Annotated in this window: 17 protein-coding genes and 1 pseudogene; 11 read left to right on the forward strand and 7 right to left on the reverse strand. The window is 47.1% G+C overall.

From position 1 onward, the window contains the following. Positions 1–1,735 (reverse strand): methyl-accepting chemotaxis protein (locus A8L45_RS11005; protein WP_068902195.1); only part of this gene is annotated, 1,735 nt, incomplete at its 3' end. An 85-nt stretch (positions 1,736–1,820) separates the two neighbouring features. On the opposite strand from A8L45_RS11005, the gene A8L45_RS11010 reads away from it, so the two are divergent. From A8L45_RS11010 to A8L45_RS11045, 8 genes are all read left to right on the forward strand, one after another. Then, a complete protein-coding gene (locus A8L45_RS11010; protein ID WP_068902198.1) occupies positions 1,821–4,133 on the forward strand; it encodes a patatin-like phospholipase family protein in 2,313 nt (770 codons plus the stop codon). 237 nt (positions 4,134–4,370) lie between these two features. Continuing rightward, positions 4,371–6,968, forward strand: coding sequence for a bifunctional aconitate hydratase 2/2-methylisocitrate dehydratase (gene acnB / locus A8L45_RS11015; RefSeq protein ID WP_068902200.1), 2,598 nt, complete (start codon positions 4,371–4,373; stop codon positions 6,966–6,968). A gap of 265 nt (positions 6,969–7,233) precedes the next feature. Further along, positions 7,234–7,620 carry a YacL family protein gene (locus A8L45_RS11020; RefSeq protein WP_068902201.1) on the forward strand — a complete coding sequence of 129 codons (387 nt, stop codon included), beginning with the start codon at positions 7,234–7,236 and terminating at the stop codon, positions 7,618–7,620. A gap of 257 nt (positions 7,621–7,877) precedes the next feature. Beyond that, positions 7,878–8,216: a P-II family nitrogen regulator gene (gene glnK / locus A8L45_RS11025; RefSeq protein ID WP_068902203.1), complete on the forward strand. Its 339-nt coding sequence runs from the start codon at positions 7,878–7,880 to the stop codon at positions 8,214–8,216. Between the two features lie 16 nt (positions 8,217–8,232). Continuing rightward, positions 8,233–9,462, forward strand: a complete 1,230-nt coding sequence (locus tag A8L45_RS11030; protein ID WP_068902205.1) for an ammonium transporter — start codon at positions 8,233–8,235, stop codon at positions 9,460–9,462. 196 nt (positions 9,463–9,658) lie between these two features. Beyond that, entirely contained in the window at positions 9,659–10,675 is a 1,017-nt protein-coding gene (locus tag A8L45_RS11035; protein WP_068902207.1) for a Fe(3+) ABC transporter substrate-binding protein, read from the forward strand. Positions 10,676–10,743: 68 nt separating this feature from the next. Next, positions 10,744–12,375 carry an ABC transporter permease gene (locus tag A8L45_RS11040; protein ID WP_068902209.1) on the forward strand — a complete coding sequence of 544 codons (1,632 nt, stop codon included), beginning with the start codon at positions 10,744–10,746 and terminating at the stop codon, positions 12,373–12,375. Next, positions 12,372–13,400 (forward strand): ABC transporter ATP-binding protein, encoded by a 1,029-nt coding sequence (locus tag A8L45_RS11045; RefSeq protein WP_068902211.1) that lies wholly within the window; start codon positions 12,372–12,374, stop codon positions 13,398–13,400. Before A8L45_RS11040 ends, A8L45_RS11045 begins: the two co-directional genes overlap by 4 nt. A 50-nt stretch (positions 13,401–13,450) precedes the next feature. Here the strand turns inward: A8L45_RS11045 and A8L45_RS11050 are convergent, their stop codons facing one another. Beyond that, on the reverse strand, positions 13,451–14,056 hold the full coding sequence (locus tag A8L45_RS11050; RefSeq protein ID WP_068902213.1) for a TetR/AcrR family transcriptional regulator: 606 nt from the start codon (positions 14,054–14,056) through the stop codon (positions 13,451–13,453). Between the two features lie 226 nt (positions 14,057–14,282). Between A8L45_RS11050 and hpt the strand changes: the two genes are divergently transcribed. Further along, a complete protein-coding gene (gene hpt / locus A8L45_RS11055; protein WP_068902346.1) occupies positions 14,283–14,816 on the forward strand; it encodes a hypoxanthine phosphoribosyltransferase in 534 nt (177 codons plus the stop codon). A gap of 89 nt (positions 14,817–14,905) precedes the next feature. Here hpt and can read toward each other — a convergent pair whose 3' ends face one another. Beyond that, on the reverse strand, positions 14,906–15,559 hold the full coding sequence (can, locus tag A8L45_RS11060) for a carbonate dehydratase (RefSeq protein ID WP_068902215.1): 654 nt from the start codon (positions 15,557–15,559) through the stop codon (positions 14,906–14,908). A gap of 98 nt (positions 15,560–15,657) precedes the next feature. Between can and A8L45_RS11065 the strand changes: the two genes are divergently transcribed. Beyond that, positions 15,658–16,584 carry an ABC transporter ATP-binding protein gene (locus tag A8L45_RS11065; protein WP_068902217.1) on the forward strand — a complete coding sequence of 309 codons (927 nt, stop codon included), beginning with the start codon at positions 15,658–15,660 and terminating at the stop codon, positions 16,582–16,584. Further along, a complete protein-coding gene (locus tag A8L45_RS11070) occupies positions 16,577–17,347 on the forward strand; it encodes an ABC transporter permease (protein ID WP_068902219.1) in 771 nt (256 codons plus the stop codon). The genes A8L45_RS11065 and A8L45_RS11070 overlap by 8 nt, the downstream gene beginning before the upstream one ends. A 63-nt stretch (positions 17,348–17,410) precedes the next feature. Here A8L45_RS11070 and panC read toward each other — a convergent pair. The 4 genes and pseudogenes from panC to pcnB all read right to left on the reverse strand — a co-directional run bounded on the left by panC (position 17,411) and on the right by pcnB (position 21,021). Further along, positions 17,411–18,297 (reverse strand): annotated as a pseudogene (gene panC, locus A8L45_RS11075) (pantoate--beta-alanine ligase). 14 nt (positions 18,298–18,311) lie between these two features. Beyond that, positions 18,312–19,106 carry a 3-methyl-2-oxobutanoate hydroxymethyltransferase gene (panB, locus tag A8L45_RS11080; protein ID WP_068902221.1) on the reverse strand — a complete coding sequence of 265 codons (795 nt, stop codon included), beginning with the start codon at positions 19,104–19,106 and terminating at the stop codon, positions 18,312–18,314. A gap of 38 nt (positions 19,107–19,144) precedes the next feature. After that, entirely contained in the window at positions 19,145–19,627 is a 483-nt protein-coding gene (gene folK, locus A8L45_RS11085) for a 2-amino-4-hydroxy-6-hydroxymethyldihydropteridine diphosphokinase (protein ID WP_068902223.1), read from the reverse strand. Further along, positions 19,624–21,021 carry a polynucleotide adenylyltransferase PcnB gene (gene pcnB / locus A8L45_RS11090; RefSeq protein ID WP_083228304.1) on the reverse strand — a complete coding sequence of 466 codons (1,398 nt, stop codon included), beginning with the start codon at positions 21,019–21,021 and terminating at the stop codon, positions 19,624–19,626. Before pcnB ends, folK begins: the two co-directional genes overlap by 4 nt. Positions 21,022–21,049: the final 28 nt, after the last annotated feature.

The following is a 21,049-nucleotide window of genomic DNA, read 5'->3' on the forward strand; positions in this document are numbered from 1 at the left end:
CAGTGGTGTTGATGTCTGAGATCAATATGATTTGCTGATTGATCTGCGCCAAGGTTCCCGAAGCATTATCGGCAGCCGTCACCCCCTCTCCGGTTAGTGCCTGAGAGTGTTCCATCGCAATGACCGCATTTTGTGCTTCCTGTTGGAGCTGGTCGATCATGGTCTGGATTTCATTGGTCGATTGCGCGGTTCTGCTGGCCAGACTTCTTACCTCGTCAGCAACAACGGCAAAGCCTCGCCCTTGCTCACCGGCCCTTGCTGCTTCAATCGCGGCATTGAGAGCCAGAAGATTGGTTTGCTCTGAAACCCCCCGGATCACTTCAAGAATGCTGCCAATAGCATGGGTATTATTGGCAAGTGTGCTGATCACGTCAGCCATTTTATTCATGTCTTGGGCGAGTTGATTGATGGTGTCACGGCCTGATGTTACCACCTGTTGACCCGTTGATGTTTCGTTGGCGGCCTGATTGGCAGAGTCGGCAGCGTGTGCAGCATTTGATGCTATTTCACTTACCGTAGCACCCATTTCATTGATGGCTGCAACCACCTGAAGTGTCCGGTCTCGCTGACTACCGCTATTGTCCTCAGTTGTTTTCGCTTGATATGACACAGTTTCTGCAGCACGGTTAAGTGATTTACTGGTGTCTGATACATCAGTGATCAGGCGATGAATCTGACTGACAAAGCTATTAAACCCTTCAGCAAGCTGCCCAATTTCATCTTTACTTTCGACAGGTATACGCTGACGGAGATCTCCCTGACCTTCTCCGATATCCTTGAAGATATCAGCCAACCTAGTAATTGGGCGCACGATACTGGCGGCGACGAAAACAGCAATGAAAGCAAATGCAAGACAGACTATAAAGGATATGATCACAATAGTTTTGCCCGTCGCATATAGCTGTGCGAATACTTCACCTTCAGGAACTTCTGCCACCATATACCAGCCGAGAGCGGGCACGTACTGGGACGCCAAAATTACATCTTTGTTTTTGTGCTGTGCCGAAATGATATTCACACTGCCCTTGCGCAATAGGGGACTTGTGTCGCCAGAATACAGCTGACGAATATTTTGGGAGTCGATAAGGCCAGTGTTCTTATGCAGTTTGATTTTGCCATCGGGCGCGACAAGATAGATGAATCCTGTCTTTTCAATGGTAAATTGGTTGAGCATATTCACCATTTTATCCATTGAGCGAGACAAACCGGCGAGAGTTGAGCTGTTAGTCAGTTGGTAATTGACGAAGAGCTTCATGTCACCGTTAGGTTCACGAAAGAGGTGTGTCATTTTTGCTTTGCCAGAGTCGCGGAACTGATAGAACCAGTTATCCTGCTCGCGATTGAGCTGACGTAAAAAACCATTCTGATTCCAGTAGTGTGCTGACGAGCGGTTTGCCAGTGACGCATCTGTTAACCCATACTGCTGCCTGATTTTTCTCAACGTATCGACGATTTGCTGCTGGCTCTCTTCCGAGTCAGGCTGTTCGACGGCCTTTGCAATCATGGGGTTGGTGGCTAATTGTTGTGCGGCATTTTCCAACAACCTGACATCACTCTCCAGTTGATGACTGATACTGGCGAGAGTCATGGGAAGCTCTCTGTCCATCAGGCGATGTTTGACGGTACTATATGATTTGTAGAGGCTCATTGAGCTGAGAATAACAGCGGTGGTGATCACCGCAGACACTAACGCGAGAATCAGCTTTTGCTTTATAGTCAGGTGTGTGGGCTTCATGTTTCCCTCCGAGAACCGCTTAACTGCGCGGCATCGTGTTGATGGTTTACTTTTTTGAAAGATCAATATTTTGGAATTGCGTTCAATGATATTTACATCTTCTTTGGGCAGGATAATAACTGCGGCAATCATGTTGTCGGCAGTGTTTGTTTCATCTTTAGCCTCGGCGAATGAAAATTTATCACGACCAAAAATAGGTCTTGCACTCGGCGGTGGCGGGGCAAAAGGTGCTGCTCATGTTGGCGTGCTTAAGGCACTGGAAGAAATGCATATTCCGGTTGATTATATTGCGGGCACCAGTATGGGGGCCTACGTGGGTGGCCTATATGCGTCCGGTATGTCGGCAGATGACATTCATGTTTTGCTTGAGTCGATTGAGTGGAAGAAAGGCTATCAGGACAGAGAAAAGCGTGGCAAGCGACGTGTCCGCACTAAAGCGTCGGATGACAGGTTCAATATTCAGGCCAATATCGGCTATGAAGGTACCGAAATAAAAACGCCGCAGGGTATTGTCCAAGGTCAGTACATGAAGCGAATTCTTCGCGAATCGACAGGGTCTTTGCCTGCATTTTCCTCTTTTGACAACTTGGTGCTGCCATTTCGGGCGGTTGCTACGGATATCGAAAAGTTGACGCCCGTTGTCATTGATAAGGGAGTGCTTAGTAAGGCAATGCTGGCCAGTATGTCCGTACCGGGAGCATTACCTGCGGTGGAGCTGGATGGTCACCTGCTGGTCGATGGCGGTCCAGTCAATAATATGCCTGTTGATGTATTGAAAGAGATGGGAGCCGATATCATTATTGCTGTGGATATTGGCACCGACTATGTTAAAGCCGACAAGCTAAAGAGCTTCTATCAAGTCAGTAACCAGTTAATTAACTTTATGGTCCGGAACAGCACGGAAGCACAGATTGCCAAAATGTCTAAAGATGACATTCTGCTTCGGCCTGATGTTGGTGACATGCATACTGCTGATTTTTACCGGATGCCTGAAGCATTGCAGAAAGGCTATCAGGCTGCCCATTTGGCTGAGTCCAGCCTGTCAAATTTAATTGTGTCTTCAGCTGACTATCAGGCTTATGTTGAGAGGAAGCAGAAGAGGCGAAAACAATTAGAGTATGCCGACCAAATTGAAGTCGCTAAGGTTGTCATTGACAATCAGACGCCACTCTCTGATCAGGTGCTCATGGATCGGCTTAAAATTTCCACAGGCAAGATTGATACTCATGAACTGGAAAAATCTATCGAGAACTTGAACGCCTTAGATAGATTCGAATCGATTGGCTATGAAGTGCATCAGGTGGATGGAGAAAATGAGCTTCATCTGGAGGCAAGGGAGCGAAGTTGGGGTCCGAGTTTCCTCGACTTTAGGTTTGCGATTGAAGACGATTTTAACACTAACACCTTATATTCAGCAGGGGTCCGTATCACCAATACGGGGCTGAGCGAGTATGGGGCTGAACTGGTGACACAGCTAGAGCTTGGCAATGACAAAGTCGCGAGAGTAGAGCTTGATGCCCCGCTGACGGCCAGCCAAGAGTTTCACTCCATTATCTGGGGACAATACTCAGTTAATCAATTTGCACGTTATCGCCAATCTGACGATGAACCTATCATTGATCGAGATAACGACATCGCCGAGACGGCCGACTATTCTGAGTGGGAAATGGGAACAGAACTGACTTGGCAGCCAGAACTTTGGTCAGAGTTCACTGTGGGTTATCAGTACCTGCTGGGTGATGAAAAAAGATTGGGCGGTAAGAACAACAAGAACTTTCTCAGGAAGCGGCCGTATCTAAGAATGACATTGGATACACTGGATAACCGTGTTTTCCCCGCTGAAGGCAGTTACCTCTCCCTGACACACAGTTGGCTGCATGACGAAATTCGGTTCTACGAAAACTCGGACCAGGGCACCCTTGATGCTAGGCAGCTTGAACTGGAGGCGTTACATGCTGAAAGTTACGGCAAACACACCTTGTATGGGAGGGTGAGTTATTCTCGTACCTCAGCGATCGTTGAAGATATCTCAGGTTTTGCGTATCAGCCGCGTTCATTGTTAATTGAACCTAAGGGGCTGGGAGGTCTATTTAACCTGTCAGGCTTCCCGCGACAGCGGCTTTTGGGGAACAATCTGGCGTTTGCTTCTGCCATTTATCGTTATCGTCTCCAGGATAATGATTTTGGCTTATTTAAGACACCCGTTTACATTGGTGCATCATTAGAACGTGGTGCAGTGTGGAATAACCCTGATTTTTCAATAAAAGACATACCATTTTACAATGCTGGCAGTATATTTGCCGGGGTAGATACAATGATAGGCCCGGTTGTGGTGGCATATGGCTATGCAGAGACCGGGGACGATTCGTTTTATCTGAGTTTGGGCACCCAATTTTAAAGTTAACATAGTGCTGTTTTCAGCAGGCGTATTTTAAATCATACACCTACAAAACATATGTTGACTTATGGGAGTTAATTTTAACTTTTGGTTAAAAAGTGATAACATGCCCGCTCGGTCGCACAGGCACCCAGCATTTGCGTTGGCGGCTATCCTTAAATTGCCAGCCTGGTACGCCGAGTTCTATTCCAAGGATGTCTGGCGCAATAGTCGGACCGCAATGATGAGGAAAAAGTCGTGCTTGAAGCCTATCGAAAACACGTCGAAGAACGTGCTGCAGAGGGGATTGCCCCTAAGCCACTGGATGCGGAGCAAACGGCAAGTTTGCTCGAGCTGTTGAAAAATCCGCCTGCCGGTGAAGAAGACACGCTGATTGAGTTGCTGGAAAATCGCATTCCACCGGGTGTTGATGAAGCTGCTTATGTAAAGGCTGGTTTTCTTGCTGCTGTGTCGAGAGGCGAGTGCAGTTCACCTCTGGTGAGTAAAGAGAAAGCGGTTGAGCTCCTCGGCACTATGCAAGGTGGTTACAATATTGAGCCACTTATCTCGCTACTTGATGACGCGTCACTCGCCCCACTGGCGGCAAAAGCACTGTCTCACACCCTTCTCATGTTCGATGCCTTCTATGATGTAGAAGAAAAAGCAAAAGCAGGTAACGAACATGCTAAACAGGTTATAGAGTCTTGGGCAGAAGCTGAATGGTTCCTTTCCAAGCCTAATGTTCCTGAAAAAGTTACCCTGACTGTCTTTAAAGTCACAGGTGAAACCAATACGGATGACTTGTCTCCTGCCCCTGATGCGTGGTCACGCCCTGATATCCCACTACATGCGTTGGCAATGCTAAAAAACGTCCGTGAGGGTATTGAACCAGATCAACCTGGTGTCATTGGTCCAATCAAGCAAATCGAAGCATTGAAAGAAAAAGGCCATCAGTTGGTTTACGTGGGCGATGTTGTGGGTACGGGCTCATCTCGTAAATCTGCAACTAACTCCGTTTTATGGTTCATGGGCGATGACATTCCAAATGTTCCTAACAAGCGTGCAGGCGGGTTCTGTCTGGGCGGCAAAATTGCTCCTATCTTCTTTAATACAATGGAAGACGCTGGTGCCTTGCCAATTGAGCTGGATGTTTCCAAGCTCAACATGGGCGACGTGATTGACGTTTATCCGTTCAAAGGTGAAGTTCGCAGCCATGAAGGCGATGAGCTTCTTTCAACGTTCTCGTTGAAAACGGATGTACTTTATGACGAAGTACGTGCAGGCGGTCGTATACCCCTGATTATCGGTCGTGGTTTGACTGAAAAAGCGCGCAACTCGCTTAATTTACCTGCCTCTGATATTTTCCGTCTGCCTCAGTCAGTGGCTGACACAGGCAAAGGCTTTACGCTTGGCCAGAAGATGGTCGGTAAAGCGTGTGGTGTAGAGGGTATCCGCCCGGGCACTTACTGTGAACCCAAGATGACCACCGTTGGCTCCCAAGATACGACGGGTCCAATGACGCGTGATGAACTGAAAGACCTCGCTTGTCTTGGTTTCTCTGCAGACCTGACTATGCAGTCTTTCTGTCATACTTCAGCGTATCCCAAGCCGGTCGATGTTGTTACTCACCACACATTGCCAGATTTCATCATGAACCGTGGCGGTGTTTCATTGCGTCCGGGTGATGGTGTTATTCACTCATGGCTGAACCGTATGTTGCTGCCGGATACAGTCGGTACAGGTGGTGACTCGCATACGCGTTTCCCACTCGGTATTTCATTCCCTGCAGGCTCTGGTCTGGTCGCGTTTGCAGCGGCGACAGGCGTTATGCCGCTGGATATGCCTGAATCTATTCTGGTTCGCTTCAAAGGCGAGATGCAGCCGGGTATTACATTACGCGATCTGGTTCATGCGATCCCTTATTATGCGATTAAGCAGGGTCTGCTGACCGTTGAGAAAGCTGGTAAAATCAACGCATTCTCTGGCCGTGTTCTGGAAATTGAGGGTGTTGAGCACCTTACGGTTGAACAGGCATTCGAGCTGTCTGATGCATCTGCTGAGCGTTCTGCTGCTGGCTGTACGGTTAAGCTGTCTCAGGAATCAGTTACTGAGTATCTCCAATCGAACATCGTTATGCTCAAGTGGATGATCAGTGAAGGCTATGGTGACCGCCGTACCATCGAACGCCGTATCGCATCCATGGAAGCGTGGATAGCCAATCCTGAACTGATGGAAGCTGATGAAGATGCAGAATATGCAGAAATCATCGAGATTGATCTCGCTGAAATCAACGAGCCTATTCTGTGCGCGCCAAATGACCCAGATGATGCACGTCTGTTGTCAGAGGTCGCGGGTAATAAGGTTGACGAAGTCTTCATCGGTAGTTGTATGACTAACATTGGTCACTTCCGTGCTGCGGGTAAGCTGCTTGATAAAGCGGGCACCGTGTTGTCTACCCGTATGTGGGTTGCTCCGCCAACTAAGATGGACCGTGACCAACTGACAGAAGAAGGTTACTACGGTATTTATGGTCGTGCCGGAGTGCGTATCGAAACACCGGGATGTTCGCTGTGTATGGGTAACCAAGCCCGTGTTGCTGATGGTGCGACAGTACTATCAACATCAACCCGTAACTTCCCTAATCGTCTTGGTACTGGCGCGAATGTTTATCTTTCGTCTGCTGAGTTGGCGGCGGTGGGTGCTATGCTGGGTAAAATCCCGTCTGTTGAGGAGTATCTGGAATACGCCGAGCAGATTAACGCAACAGCTGCCGATACGTATCGCTACCTGAACTTCCACCACATGGATCAGTACACTAATAAGGCTGACGACGTGATTATTCAGGCTGCAGTCTGATCACTTTAGCTTTGTAAATGTAAAAAAGCCCTCTGTCTTCAGAGGGCTTTTTATTTTCACATTTCTTCTGAATATCAACGACAAATTCCCCATAAGTGCAACCTTTGATACGCGGGCAGGACGAAACGGTAGATATACTCAGTGAATAAGTACAATTAATTGATACTCATGTGTCCAATTTTTTCCATATAAAGCAATTGAGCTTGAATCATTGTCATCTTTCAAGACAATGTCTGGTTTTGACTGGTTATACTGAGGAACGCACGTGGATTACGAATTTCGCCGCAATACATTAGATGACAGCTTTCATGCCGAATTATCTATGGGGCATGAAGCGCTGGGGCGTTGGTTGGTTGATGAGTTAGGTACTGATTCAGCCGCCATTTCTAAGCTTCTGAGTGCGGTTGAAGACGTATCGCAGTCTGAGCAAGACTGGAATATGCCCGGTAAAGAGTTCCATCTGACCGTTAACCGGGAGGAAGCCCTCATTCAGGCTAATTCAGTGCTTAATAGTGTAGATTCAGAGCCTGAAAATGACTCAGGGGAAGACCTTCGGGAGTATGACGATGAAAGTATTTCTCTGTGTGGTCTGGAAGATTTCGTTAAACTTGTCACAGCATGGCAAGACTTCATCAAACGCTACGGCCGTTGATTAGCCTACCTGTAAAAACAACACTTATCACCCCTTACCACTCCCTATCTTTGCGCATTGCGTCACTGTGGTGCGCGAATCTACCGCCCATTATTTCTGCTTAACAATAGTGAATTTAATGCACTATTTTGGTGCGCTAATATCTACTTATTTATATTTTATTATTTAAAGTATTGAAAAGTATTAAAAATAAAAATTGGCACACCACTTGATTGTCAGACAAGCAATAGAGAACAGAATGGCTCAAGGAGAGGGGAATGAAAATAATCAATGCGATCATAAAACCATTTAAGTTAGATGATGTTCGCGAAGCACTGTCAGAGGTCGGTGTCGATGGTATGACTGTCTGTGAGGTGAAGGGATTTGGCCGTCAGAAGGGTCATACCGAGCTGTATCGTGGAGCTGAGTACCAAGTTGATTTTTTGCCAAAAGTGAAGCTGGAGATAGCGGTTAACAGTGAAAATGTTGATGAGGTTATTGAAGCGATAACCAAAGCAGCACATACCGGCAAGATCGGCGATGGAAAGATATTTGTATACGACCTTCAGCAGGCACTGCGTATACGAACTGGCGAAATGGACACGGAAGCACTTTAAGGTTGAGGGGGTAAAAATGGATTTAACAACAACAGTCACTGAACTTCGTTACGCACTGGACACCTTTTTCTTCTTGATGTCGGGCGCGTTGGTTATGTGGATGGCGGCAGGTTTCGCTATGCTCGAAGCGGGCCTGGTCCGCTCAAAAAATGCGACAGAAATATTAACAAAAAATATCTGTTTGTATGCCATCGCTTGTACTACGTACCTGCTGGTGGGTTACAACATCATGTACGTTGATAATGCAGAAGCTGGGTGGTTACCTTCGTTTGGTGCATTGATCGGCACTCAGGCCGAAGGCGCCGACCACTCTTTAGAATCTGATTTCTTCTTCCAGGTTGTCTTCGTTGCAACAGCGATGTCAGTTGTTTCTGGCGCGGTAGCAGAAAGGATGAAGCTTTGGTCTTTCCTGATATTTTCTGTTGTGCTGACGGCAGTTATATATCCGGTCGAGGGTTACTGGACTTGGGGCGGCGGTTTCTTATCTGAAATGGGCTTCAGCGACTTTGCGGGCTCTGGAATCGTTCACATGGCTGGTGCAGCTGCGGCATTAGCTGGTGTGCTTTTATTGGGAGCCCGTAAGGGGAAATATGGTAAGAATGGTCAAATTTACCCTATTCCTGGCTCTAACTTGCCACTTGCGACGCTTGGTACTTTTATTCTTTGGTTCGGCTGGTTTGGGTTCAACGGCGGATCACAGCTGATGGTATCTGACTTTGAGAATGCGACAGCAGTAGGTCAAATTTTTCTGAATACTAACGCAGCGGCTGCAGCAGGTGCGATTGCAGCACTGGCATTTTGTAAAATGACGTGGGGTAAAGCTGATCTGACCATGGTGCTTAACGGTGCGCTTGCAGGCTTGGTGGCGATAACGGCAGACCCTCTGTCTCCATCACCACTTGCGGCAGTGCTAGTTGGTGCAGTAAGCGGTGCATTGGTTGTCGTCAGTATTGTCGGTCTTGATAAAGTGAAGATTGATGACCCTGTTGGTGCTATATCTGTTCACGGTGTTTGCGGATTCTTCGGACTGATGGTAGTACCGTTTAGTAATGCTGATGCCAGCTTCGTCACCCAGCTTATCGGTGCGGCGGTTATTTTTGCTTGGGTATTCGGTGCAAGCCTCGCGGTATGGGCTGTCCTCAAAGCAACTGTGGGCATCCGGGTATCTGAAGAAGAAGAGATGGCGGGCATGGATCTTCACGATTGTGGTGTGGATGCATACCCCGAGTTCGTCAGTGTGAAGTAGCATATTCTTGTGGGATTTTGATATGTAAAAATCTCACAAACTGTATTTAAGATGAAATTCTCATCTATGGGTGAGAATTTTTTTGTTGTACTCCCAGCGGTTTGATTCATAAAGTTGCGGTTCTGATTTCACACTGTATACTCAATCCGTATTGATAAAAGTTCTTATTAGCATTAACACCAAGGATTGTGAAGCTATGAAAAAAATAGTACTAAGCACTGCTGTTTTGGCGGGTCTTTTGGGAGCAGGCACTGTGTCTGCAGCTGAAGAAGTAAACGTTTATTCCTACCGCCAACCGTTTCTTATTGAACCTATGTTGAAAGAGTTCACGAAAGAAACGGGTATCAAAGTTAACATTAAATTCGCGAAAAAAGGCTTGGCTGAGAAGCTCAAGCAAGAAGGCGAATACAGCCCTGCTGATGTTATTTTGACTGTAGATATCTCGCGTCTGATGGAGCTGATGAAACTGGATTTGGTTCAACCAGTTGATAGTAAAGTCATCGACAGCAACGTACCTGCTAAATACCGTGACAGCGAAGACCGCTGGGTTGCACTGACACTTCGTTCACGCGTTGTGTATTCATCACGTGATCGCGTTGGAAAGCTGGGCGAGTCTTTCGACTATATGGATCTGGCTAAGTCAAACTGGAAAGGTAAAATTTGTACCCGTTCTGGTAAGCATCCTTACAACGTTTCACTGGTATCAGCCATTCTTGCACACCATGGTGAAGCTGAAACTAAGAAGTGGCTTGAAGGCGTGAAAGCGAACCTTGCTCGTAAGCCACAAGGTAATGACCGTGCTCAGGTTAAAGCAATCTCTGAAGGTCTGTGTGATGTGTCTCTGGGTAACAGCTACTACTTAGGTAAAATGCTGGCAAACAAAGACCAGATTGCATGGGCGAACTCTGTTTATATCAACCAGCCTGGTCAGAAAGCATACGGTACTCACGTCAACATCAGTGGTATGGCGATGGCAAAATATGCTCCGCATAAAGAAAACGCTCAGAAGCTGATGGAGTTCTTAACGTCTAACGCTGCTCAAGAAATGTATTCAGAAGTGAACTACGAAGAGCCTGTTAAACCAGGTGTCAAACGTTCTAAGCTGGTTGCATCTTGGGGTGACTACCGTGCAGACGATCTTCCTCTGGAAACCATTGCTGAAAACCATAGTAAAGCAATGAAACTTCTGGATGAAGTTAAGTTCGACCTGTAATCATATGGGTAGAGAAGGGCGCTATGCGCCCTTTTTGTCTTTTTAATATGCCTGATTAGTGGTAGGCAATGCTCGAAAAAAATAGATTATTAAAGGCCAGTAGCTGGGGAGTTTCCTTGCTGCTGGCTTTGCCCATTCTGGCTATTTTCATTACGTCGTTCGGTCAGACCGACGATCTTTTTAGTCATTTACTCGCCAGCGTAATGGGCACCTACACTTCAAACACGCTCTTGCTAGTGTCCGGCGTCGTAGTACTGTCTTTGTTGATGGGAGTCCCTTCTGCTTGGCTTATGGCATCTTTCCGGGTGCCGGGCGACCGTGTTCTTCAGTGGGCCCTTGTATTACCGCTCGCTATCCCCGGCTACATTGTTGGCTATATATACACTGACTGGTTCGATTTTGCTGGGCCCGTCCAGATTTATCTCCGTGATGTGATGGGCTGGCAAAGCGCTTCAGAGTATTGGTTTCCTGATATTCGGACACTGCCAGGCGCATGCTTTGTACTTGCACTGGTTTTACACCCATATATCTATCTCCTGGCACGTACCGCTTTTATGGAGCAGAGCCGGACAATGACCCATACTGCCCGGCTACTCGGCTGTTCGCCGTTGCACAGTTTTCTTCGGGTCTCATTTCCGCTAGCCAGACCTGCTGTTGCGGTCGGTGCTTCCTTGGTAGCGATGGAAACCTTGGGTGATTTTGGAACCGTTCATTTTTTTGCGGTGAACACTCTTACTACAGCTGTCTATGATACTTGGCTCGGGTACTCCAACCTTAATGCTGCGGCAAAAATTTCTGCCTTCATGCTTTTAGCTATTTTCTTATTGATCAGTGGTGAGCGGTATAGCAGAAGAAAGCAAAAGCTGTTCAGTCAGAGTGCAGCACCTGATCAAGTAGAGAAAGAGATTCTGACTGGATGGAAAAAAGTTGTAGCAGCTGTTTGGTGTTGGGGGCTGTTTATTCTCGCCTTTGCCGCCCCGATGGCTCAGCTTGTGTTTTATGCTGTCGACTATATTTCGGACAGCTCTTTTACCGATTTTGTTCAGTACAGCATTAACAGTGTTTACATTTCCTCTATTGCTGCATGTATTGCATTGTTCATCGCCATTTTGGTTAATATCTATCCCCGCTTCCGGGGTTCGTCCCTAAGTAAAGTGCCCAATAGGATCTCATCACTGGGTTATGCTGTACCCGGCACTGTGCTTGCTATTGGTGTTTTGATCCCGTTGACTAGTGCCGACCACATCGTTAACTTTATTGCAGTTAAGTTTGATATGGGGCGGCCGGGTCTGCTCTTCTCCGGTACTATGTTCGCACTCATCGCGGCCTTTGTGGTTCGTTTCAGTGCTGTGGCCATCGGCAGTGTGGAAAGCAGCCTGTCGAAAATCTCGCCGTCGCTTGATATGGCGGCACGTACTATGGGGTGCAATGCCAGACTCACCTTTAGCCGAGTTCAGTTACCTCTTATTCGAAGAGGGTGTCTCATCGCGGCGCTATTGGTATTTATTGAGTCAATGAAAGAGCTGAATGCATCGCTTCTACTTAGGCCATTTAACTTTGAGACACTGGCGACCTATGTCTTTAATTATGCATCAGATGAGCAGCTTGAATATGCGGGAATGCCTGCCATTCTTCTGGTGCTTGTCGGATTAATTCCATTAATCCTGATCAATCGTTCGTTGGAGCAAACACACAAATGAGTACGGCCTTATCAGTGAAAGCCCTGAGCAGTAAATACAACGGGCAGTCTGTGTTGAAAAACCTCTCTTTTGACGTTGAACGCGGTGATATCGTTTGTTTGCTTGGTGCAAGTGGTTGCGGAAAAACAACGCTTTTGAAGGCAATCTCCGGTCTACTACCTCTTGAATCGGGATCATTGAGTATCAATGGCAGAGTTATCGCCGATGGAAAAACGCAAGTTCCGCCTGAGTCACGCAATATTGGTATGATATTTCAAGACTACGCGCTCTTTCCGCACTTAACCGTAGGGGAGAATGTCGCGTTTGGTCTGCGAGGTCAGGATCAGGGCACAGTGAAAAAACAGATTGAGAAGATGTTATCGCTGGTGCGCCTTGATGGCCTTGAAAAACGTTACCCACACCAATTGTCAGGTGGTCAACAGCAGCGCGTTGCGATTGCACGTGCATTGGCTTGTGAGCCAGATCTTTTGTTACTCGATGAGCCATTTTCTAATATCGATACCCAAGTCAGACATAGCCTGATAAAAGAGATACGTGACATATTCAAATCTCACGGCGTCACCGCGATATTTGTTACCCACAGCCGGGAAGAGGCGTTTGCTTTTGCTGACAAACTGGCAGTGATGAACCACGGCATCATCGAACAGTATGGTTCGGCTGCGACGCTTTATCATCAACCAAGCAGTCGCTTTGTTGCTGATTTTCTCGGTCATGGATCTTATATACCTGTGTCTGTGAACGGCAGTGCCAATATGAAAACGCCTCTGGGTGATTGGCCTCTTGAAAATAAGCCGGAAAGTGGTGATTTATCATGGTTGATTCGACCGCAGAACCTCAAAATCAGCCCTGATGATGATGGCAAAGGAGTGGTCAGTGAAGTTCACTTTATGGGTGATAATTGCCGTTATCTCGTCAACATTAACGGTCAGTCATTGATGGTGTATTCCAGTGAGATATTGGACCATGGCGATAAGGTAAAAGTGGATATCAGGCCACACAAACCTGTGCTTTTCCGTAATGATTGAGTAAAAAAAACCGACGCAATTTGCGTCGGTTTTTTATGTTTATCGGCAGATCATGCTTCCATCAAAACATTGATGTAGGCCTGTGCCTTACTGGTTAATTGCTCTTTATCCGCATGCTGGTTAGCATGGAGGTAAAGCATGTAAATGATACCATTTACCATACTCGCAAGGTCTTCTGGTGTATGCGGGCTGTTTAGCTCGTCACGTGCCATCCCAGCCTGAAATTGCTCTGATAATCTATCGATAAACTTCTGATTACTTTTCGCAAACTGAGGCCAGATATTCTCACGAATCGACGTGCTCCACTCAAACCAGATTTTGAGCCAATCCTGTTCATCGAGAGCTGCGTCAATGACTTCAGCTGTGACGCGGTTAAGTGAGGCGCGAAGAGAGTGGGGCTCCTGAGTAACACTGTTACTTAGAATAGAAGTAAACTCGCGCTCTGCCTCATTAAGGACAGCTTCAACCAGTTCATCCCGTGAGGGAAAGTAGTTAAAAACTGTCGCAACGGAAACGTTTGCTACATCAGCAATATCAGCATGACCTGCTCTCGCAATACCCCTGCGAGCGAAGGCATTTAAAGCACAATTAAGTAGTTGTTCCTTACGTTGCTGTGGGGACAGTCGTGTACGAACTCGTCCATTAGATGTCGTCATTATTATTTCCTGCCAACTTATTAAATGTTTTATGTGACTGTTTTATTAGATTATTTTTATTGCGCAGAAAGTGTACATTAGCAACCAGTTGCATTACAACGCTACTACAGATGATCCACGCCGAAAAAACAGTAATTAGTAGTTATAGGAACATCGCCCAGCGGGTGCTAGAATGTGCGACCTTGAATTAACAGGTTGCTATGGCGGTGCTCCGTCGGGGTTTAATATGAAACATACCGTAGAAGTCTTAATTTCGGAACAGGAAGTACAGGAGAGAATTCAGCAGTTAGGGGCTGAGATCACAAAATGCTATGAGGGATCAGAAGATCTTGTCATGGTGGGTTTGCTGAGGGGCTCATTTGTCTTCATGGCTGACCTCGCCCGTGTCATTGATATCCCACATTCTGTCGATTTCATGACGGCTTCGAGCTATGGAAATGCGATGGAAAGCACCCGTGACGTGCGCATTCTTAAAGACCTGGATGACGATATCAAGGGTAAAGATATTTTGCTGGTTGAAGACATCATTGATACCGGTAATACGCTGAGCAAAGTTTGCGAGATTTTAGAGTTACGTGAACCTAAATCAATACGTATCTGTACACTCCTCGATAAGCCTGAGCGCCGTGAAGTCGAAGTGAATGTTGATTGGTATGGCTTCCGTATCCCTGACGAATTTGTAGTGGGTGTGGGTATTGATTACGCCCAGAAGTACCGCCACCTGCCGTTTATTGGCAAAGTTGTTCCTTTGGAAGACTAAGTACCAAGATAAACGAAAAAAAGCGGTCATATGACCGCTTTTTAATTGTTAGTGACTAGCCAAAATTACAATTCACCCGCCATCCAAGCTTATTCGGCTTTTCCTGTCAGCGTTGCAATGCTAGACGTGTAGTTATCTTCAAGACTTTGCTTATCTGTCGCTGTCACACCTAAATCACGCAGAATGCCGTCGTTGAGGTCATAGAACCAGCCATGTAATTTTACTTCCTGACCACGCTCCCACGCTGAACGGAGAATAGTTGAATTGCCGAGGTTATAGACCTGCTCCGCGACGTTGATCTCGCATAACAGGTTGGCTTGCTCATTTTCCGGCTTGGTTTCCAGAAAATCTATGTGTTTTAAATACAAATCACGAATGTGTAAAAGCCAGTTATTGATCAGCCCAAGCTGAGGGTTATCAATCGCAGCCTTAACACCACCACAGCCATAGTGGCCGCAGACAATCACATGTTTTACTTTGAGTACATCAACCGCGTACTGGATCACTGACAAGCAGTTAAGATCAGTGTGGATCACTTGGTTGGCAACATTTCTGTGAACGAACAGTTCGCCAGAGTCGAGACCAGTCAGGCGCTCTGCTGGGACTCGGCTGTCTGCACAGCCGATCCAAAGGTATTCCGGATGTTGCTCCTTGGCAAGCTCCGCGAAGTAAGCCGGATCATTATCCTTAATTGATTTTGACCATTCGAGGTTGTTAGCAAATAACTGCTTAATTTGTGCCATAACGGTTACCTATTTACATTTTTGGCCTTACTATACAGTACTTTTGGTCGGAACATGTCCGAGACTTTTTGCTAATAGTAAGTAAATATTTTAATTCCATGTATGCATTAGAGATAGATAACTTAATTAAGGTTTACGGCACAGAAGTAAAGGCATTAAAAGGGATCAGCCTCACTGTATCTGAGGGAGATTTCTATGCGTTACTTGGTCCGAACGGTGCTGGTAAATCAACAACCATCGGCATTATTTGCTCTTTAGTAAATAAAACATCCGGCTCTGTAAAAGTATTTGGTCACTGCTTGGATGCCAATCTGGTCAAGGCAAAGCGGCAGATAGGTCTGGTCCCTCAGGAGTTTAACTTCAACCAGTTCGAGACAGTCGAGCAGGTTGTAACTAATCAGGCTGGTTTTTATGGGGTAGAGCGCCATGTTGCCAAAGAAAGAGCAAAGAAGTATCTGATTCAGCTTGATCTGTGGGATAAACGAAAGGAACGTTCACGTAACCTCTCGGGAGGGATGAAGCGTCGTCTTATGATTGCCCGTGCCCTTATGCACGAACCCAAGCTCTTGATTCTGGACGAGCCAACGGCGGGGGTTGATATTGAGTTGCGACGCTCTATGTGGGGCTTTTTAGAAAACCTAAACAAGCAGGGTATCACCATCATCCTAACCACCCATTACCTTGAGGAGGCTGAGATGCTATGCCGCAATATCGGTATTATCAGCCGGGGTGAACTTATCGAGAATACCTCGATGAAAAAGTTGCTTAACAAATTGGATTTGGAGACGTTTATTTTCGACCTCACCGCGGGCAGTAAGGTGGAATACCTTCATGGTGTCAGTTGGCAACAGTGCGACGACCATACTCTGGAAGTTGAGGTACATAAAGACATCGGCCTGAATCAGGTATTTGAGCAGTTGTCCGCTCAAGGTATTCAGGTATTGTCGATGCGCAATAAGGCGAACCGTCTGGAAGAGCTTTTTGTCAGTTTAGTCGGCGAAAGTATGGAGACGTCAGATGAATAAATTGTACTGGGTCGCGCTCAAAAGTCTGTTGGCGAAGGAAATTAACCGGTTTACCCGCATCTGGATTCAGACACTTATTCCACCCGTTGTGACCATGAGCCTGTATTTTGTGATTTTCGGTAATCTGATTGGCAGTCGGATCGGTGAGATGGATGGCTTTAGCTACATGACCTACATAGTACCGGGACTGATCATGATGTCGGTGATCACCAACTCTTATTCCAATGTTGCCTCATCGTTTTTCAGTGCAAAGTATCAGCGTAATTTAGAGGAGTTGATAGTCGCTCCTGTTCCTAACTACATTATTATTGCGGGATATGTCGGCGGCGGTGTAGGGCGGGGACTTGCTGTGGGTTTTCTGGTTACCCTCATCTCTCTTTTCTTCGTTGATTTGAGTATTGCTCACGCGGGAATTATTGTTGCGACGGTCTTTTTGACCTCAGTGTTGTTTTCTTTGGGCGGGCTAATTAATGCTGTCTTTGCCAAGGGCTTTGATGATGTCACCATCATACCAACCTTTGTTTTGACGCCACTGACCTATCTCGGAGGGGTCTTTTACTCGCTTTCCTTACTACCTGAGTTTTGGCAGGGCATATCGAAACTTAATCCAGTGGTTTATATGGTCAATGCGTTTCGTTATGGTTTTCTCGGCGTTTCTGATGTCAGTATTGTGACGTCTTTTGGGGTGTTACTGGCATTCATTATTGGGCTTTATACCATTGCCTGGTATTTAATTAGTCGTGGTATTGGGTTAAAAACCTGACGAATAGCTTATCGTAACAAAAAAACGCCAGCAATTTAGCTGGCGTTTTTTCTATTAAAGAGGTCAATCCTCTTTACTACTTGTTTCTTGTGTCGACGCAGGTGTCATGTCCACCACGAGGTTATCGATGAGTCGAACCTGACCAAGGAAGGCAGCCGCCAGAATAACCAGTTGATTGGTGTCATCATTTGGCGCGTGTAACGAAGCAGCATCACGGATAAAGATCTCGTCCGGTTCAAGTCCAGCGGCTCTGAGCTGGTCATGAGCATCGAGCACCAAATCGTTAAAGTCAGTCCTTCCGCCGCGCAGTTGGCTGCTGATCCAGCGTAAGGTTTTTGCCAAAACAGGCGCACGTTGACGCTCATCAACAGTCAGTCGACTGTTTCTCGAACTCATTGCAAGCCCATCCATCTCACGGACAGTAGGCAGACCAATGATGTCAATGGGCAGTGCCAGATCGTCAGTCATCTTGCGTATTAATGCCAGTTGCTGAAAATCTTTTTCGCCAAAGCAGGCTACATCTGGCTGAACGATATTGAACAGCTTGGTGACAACGGTCGATACTCCACGGAAGTGCCCGGGCGAGATTGTCCTTCAAGAATCGATGACAAGCCAGGTACATCAACAGACGTATGTTGTTCCAGTCCCTCAGGGTACATAATGTCTGGTGTTGGCGTGAAAACCAGCTCAACCCCCTCACTATTTAATAGTGAGGTATCTTCATCAAGTGTGCGTGGGTAATTGTTCAGGTCATCCACTTTTTCAAACTGCAAAGGATTGACGAAGATGCTGACAATAACATGATCAGCCAGTTCTCTGGCTTTGCGTACCAGTGCCATGTGACCGTCGTGCAGGTGGCCCATGGTGGGTACGAAGGCAACCTTCTTGCCCTCACGTCGCCATTTGGCGACCTGTTCTCTGATCGGGGAGATCTCGGCGACAACTTGCATACAGCAACGAATCCTTAATTAAAAGTGTGGTCAGGAGAGGGAAACTCACCACTTTCCACTTCCGCAATATAACGTGAGACAGCTTCGCGCATATCACCCGCTACTGCGAGATAGTTTTTCGAGAAACGCGGCATGTAGTTGGCTGAAATGCCGAACATATCGTGCATGACCAGAATCTGTCCGTCTGTGACATTCCCTGCGCCGATACCGATCACGGGAATACTGACCGACTTGGTGATTTGTTCAGCCAGTGCAACAGGAACGCACTCAAGGACAATGACTTGTGCCCCTGCTTTTTCCAGTGCCAGCGCGTCCGCAACCATTTTTTCAGCAGCAGCCTGATCACGGCCCTGAACTTTAAACCCACCAAATACATTGACTGATTGAGGGGTTAAACCGAGGTGAGCACAGACAGGCACCGCGCGTTCAGTCAGCATTTTTACGCTATCGACTAACCAGTCTCCACCTTCAAGCTTCACCATGTTTGCCCCAGCGCTCATTAGCTTAGCGGCATTTTGACATGCTTGCTCGGGGGTGGCGTAACTCATAAATGGCATATCTGCCATTAGGAAGCTATTGGGGCTGCCGGCTCTGACACTGCGGGTGTGATAGGCAATCTCGTCAATGGTGACGGACAGTGTGTCGTTTTTACCCTGCAGCACCATCCCGAGGGAATCGCCAACCAGTAAAACCGGCATTTGTTGCTGTTCGAAAAGTTGCGCAAAACTTGCATCATAGGCTGTGACCGACGCAAACTTACGCCCTTCCTGCTTCCATGCAATTAAGGTGTTAATTGTTACTTTTTTCATTTTCTCTCCCTACCCCTGCTTACACGTTATTCAGGTGATCAGCAAATGACTGTCAACCCATTTTTGTCTGTCGCTTCCACCCATTGGCGGAGTGCGCTGCCGTCTGGCAGGTGTAAGTCAGGTGCAATTTCGGCGAGTGGATAAAGAACGAATTCTCGTTCTTTCATCCCGTAGTGTGGAATCGTTAATCTGGCGTCTTCGACTTTTTCAGCCCCGTAGAGCAGGATATCCAGATCCAGCGTACGGGGTCCCCAGCGTTCCGCTTTTCTCTCCCGGCCAAACTCCAGTTCTATGGACTGGGTATGGTCGAGTAAATTGTGAGGCGACAAAGTGGTATCTATGGATACCACGGCATTCACATAATCAGGTTGATCGGATGGACCCATAGGCTTACTGCTATACAGTGATGAAGCAGCTACCCATTTTGTCTTCGGCAACGATTTCAGGGCTTCAATGGCGTCTTTGGCTTTTTTAATCGGATCGCCAAGGTTACTGCCTATGGCGATATACACCCTGTTCATGTTTCTTTATTCGCCTGCGGCTTGCGGCGTCTGCTCGGATTGCGACGACGACGGGGCTTTTTCTTATTCCCGGTCGCTTTGTTTAGATCCTGCAGCATGGTCTTTTTGTTGTCATTACCCGCGCTTTGGAAATCGCGCCACCATGTTGCAAGCTCTGCAATCTGCCCACCTTCAATTTCTCCACGCATTTCGAGGAAATCGTAAGCGGCGCGGAATTTGGGCTGCTCAAGCAGTTTAAATGCTCTATTGCCCGTTCGACGGCTGAGACGAAGCTGCAGTAGCCATATATCACGGATCATCGCGGTGAAGCGGCGTGGAATGGCCAGTGTCTTGACCTGCTCATCAATGATGTCATTTGACGCAACCATGAAGGCGTCGTAGTAACTCAGACCACTTTCGAACGATATTTCTTCCGTGCGAATGGTGACCGGGTACCACAACATCGCTGCAAACAGGAATGCAGGATTAATGCGTTGACCTGAACCGATGCGGCGATCAGTTGAACGCAGGACAATTTCCAGCATTTGTTCGGTCTTACTGCTCATGTCCTCGGTAAAATGTTCATCGAGGATAGGGAACAAGGGTTCGAATAAATCCAGTTCGCGGAGCAATAAGTAAGTATCCAGTCCCTGACCGGATTGCAGCAGTTTGAGGCTTTCCTCAAACAGGCGAGCAGATGGAATGTCTTTCAACAAATGGGCAAGATGCGGGATAGGCGCTTCAGTTTCCTCGCTGATCGACATATCAAGTTTGGCAGCAAAGCGAACCGCACGTAGCATGCGCACTGGGTCTTCCCTGTAACGGGTTTCCGGATCGCCAATCAGTCTGATAACTCTGTCATTGAGATCGGCGATACCGCCAGCATAATCACGGACAGAAAAATCGGCGATGTTGTAATACAGTGCATTCACGGTGAAATCACGACGCTGAGCGTCTTCTTCTATGCTGCCGTAGACGTTGTCACGAAGCAGCATACCGTCACTGGACTGAGATGCAGTGTTCTTTCCTGCATCAGACATATGATGGCCGCGGAACGTTGCTACCTCAATAATTTCGCGTCCAAACAGAATGTGAGCCAGACGAAAGCGACGACCGATAAGACGACAGTTGCGGAAGAGCTTTCTGACTTCTTCCGGTGTTGCATTGGTAGCAATATCGAAGTCTTTGGGCTCAGTATCCAATAGCAGGTCGCGAACACCGCCACCAACGAGGTAGGCGTCAAAGCCGTTCTTATTCAAACGATAGAGCACTTTCAGCGCATTTTCGCTGATATCTTTTCGTGATATACCGTGCTCATCGCGAGGGATCACCAAAGGTGCAAGCTCACTGAAATTGTGCTCATTGTCTTTCAGATTTAGAACCTTGCGGCAAAAGCTGGTAACTCGATTAAAGATAACTCACCTCGTTTTAACAGGTCAGGCA

Source organism: Veronia pacifica (assembly GCF_001707825.1).
GTDB lineage: Bacteria > Pseudomonadota > Gammaproteobacteria > Enterobacterales > Vibrionaceae > Veronia > Veronia pacifica.

Coding starts and splice junctions, on each gene's coding strand:
- hpt (WP_068902346.1), top strand. CDS start 14,283: ATGAAACATACCGTAGAAGTCTTAATTTCGGAACAGGAAGTACAGGAG.
- A8L45_RS11035 (WP_068902207.1), top strand. CDS start 9,659: ATGAAAAAAATAGTACTAAGCACTGCTGTTTTGGCGGGTCTTTTGGGA.
- can (WP_068902215.1), bottom strand. CDS start 15,559: ATGGCACAAATTAAGCAGTTATTTGCTAACAACCTCGAATGGTCAAAA.
- A8L45_RS11070 (WP_068902219.1), top strand. CDS start 16,577: ATGAATAAATTGTACTGGGTCGCGCTCAAAAGTCTGTTGGCGAAGGAA.
- A8L45_RS11010 (WP_068902198.1), top strand. CDS start 1,821: ATGATATTTACATCTTCTTTGGGCAGGATAATAACTGCGGCAATCATG.
- folK (WP_068902223.1), bottom strand. CDS start 19,627: ATGAACAGGGTGTATATCGCCATAGGCAGTAACCTTGGCGATCCGATT.
- A8L45_RS11030 (WP_068902205.1), top strand. CDS start 8,233: ATGGATTTAACAACAACAGTCACTGAACTTCGTTACGCACTGGACACC.
- glnK (WP_068902203.1), top strand. CDS start 7,878: ATGAAAATAATCAATGCGATCATAAAACCATTTAAGTTAGATGATGTT.
- A8L45_RS11050 (WP_068902213.1), bottom strand. CDS start 14,056: ATGACGACATCTAATGGACGAGTTCGTACACGACTGTCCCCACAGCAA.
- A8L45_RS11065 (WP_068902217.1), top strand. CDS start 15,658: ATGTATGCATTAGAGATAGATAACTTAATTAAGGTTTACGGCACAGAA.
- A8L45_RS11045 (WP_068902211.1), top strand. CDS start 12,372: ATGAGTACGGCCTTATCAGTGAAAGCCCTGAGCAGTAAATACAACGGG.
- A8L45_RS11040 (WP_068902209.1), top strand. CDS start 10,744: ATGCTCGAAAAAAATAGATTATTAAAGGCCAGTAGCTGGGGAGTTTCC.
- panB (WP_068902221.1), bottom strand. CDS start 19,106: ATGAAAAAAGTAACAATTAACACCTTAATTGCATGGAAGCAGGAAGGG.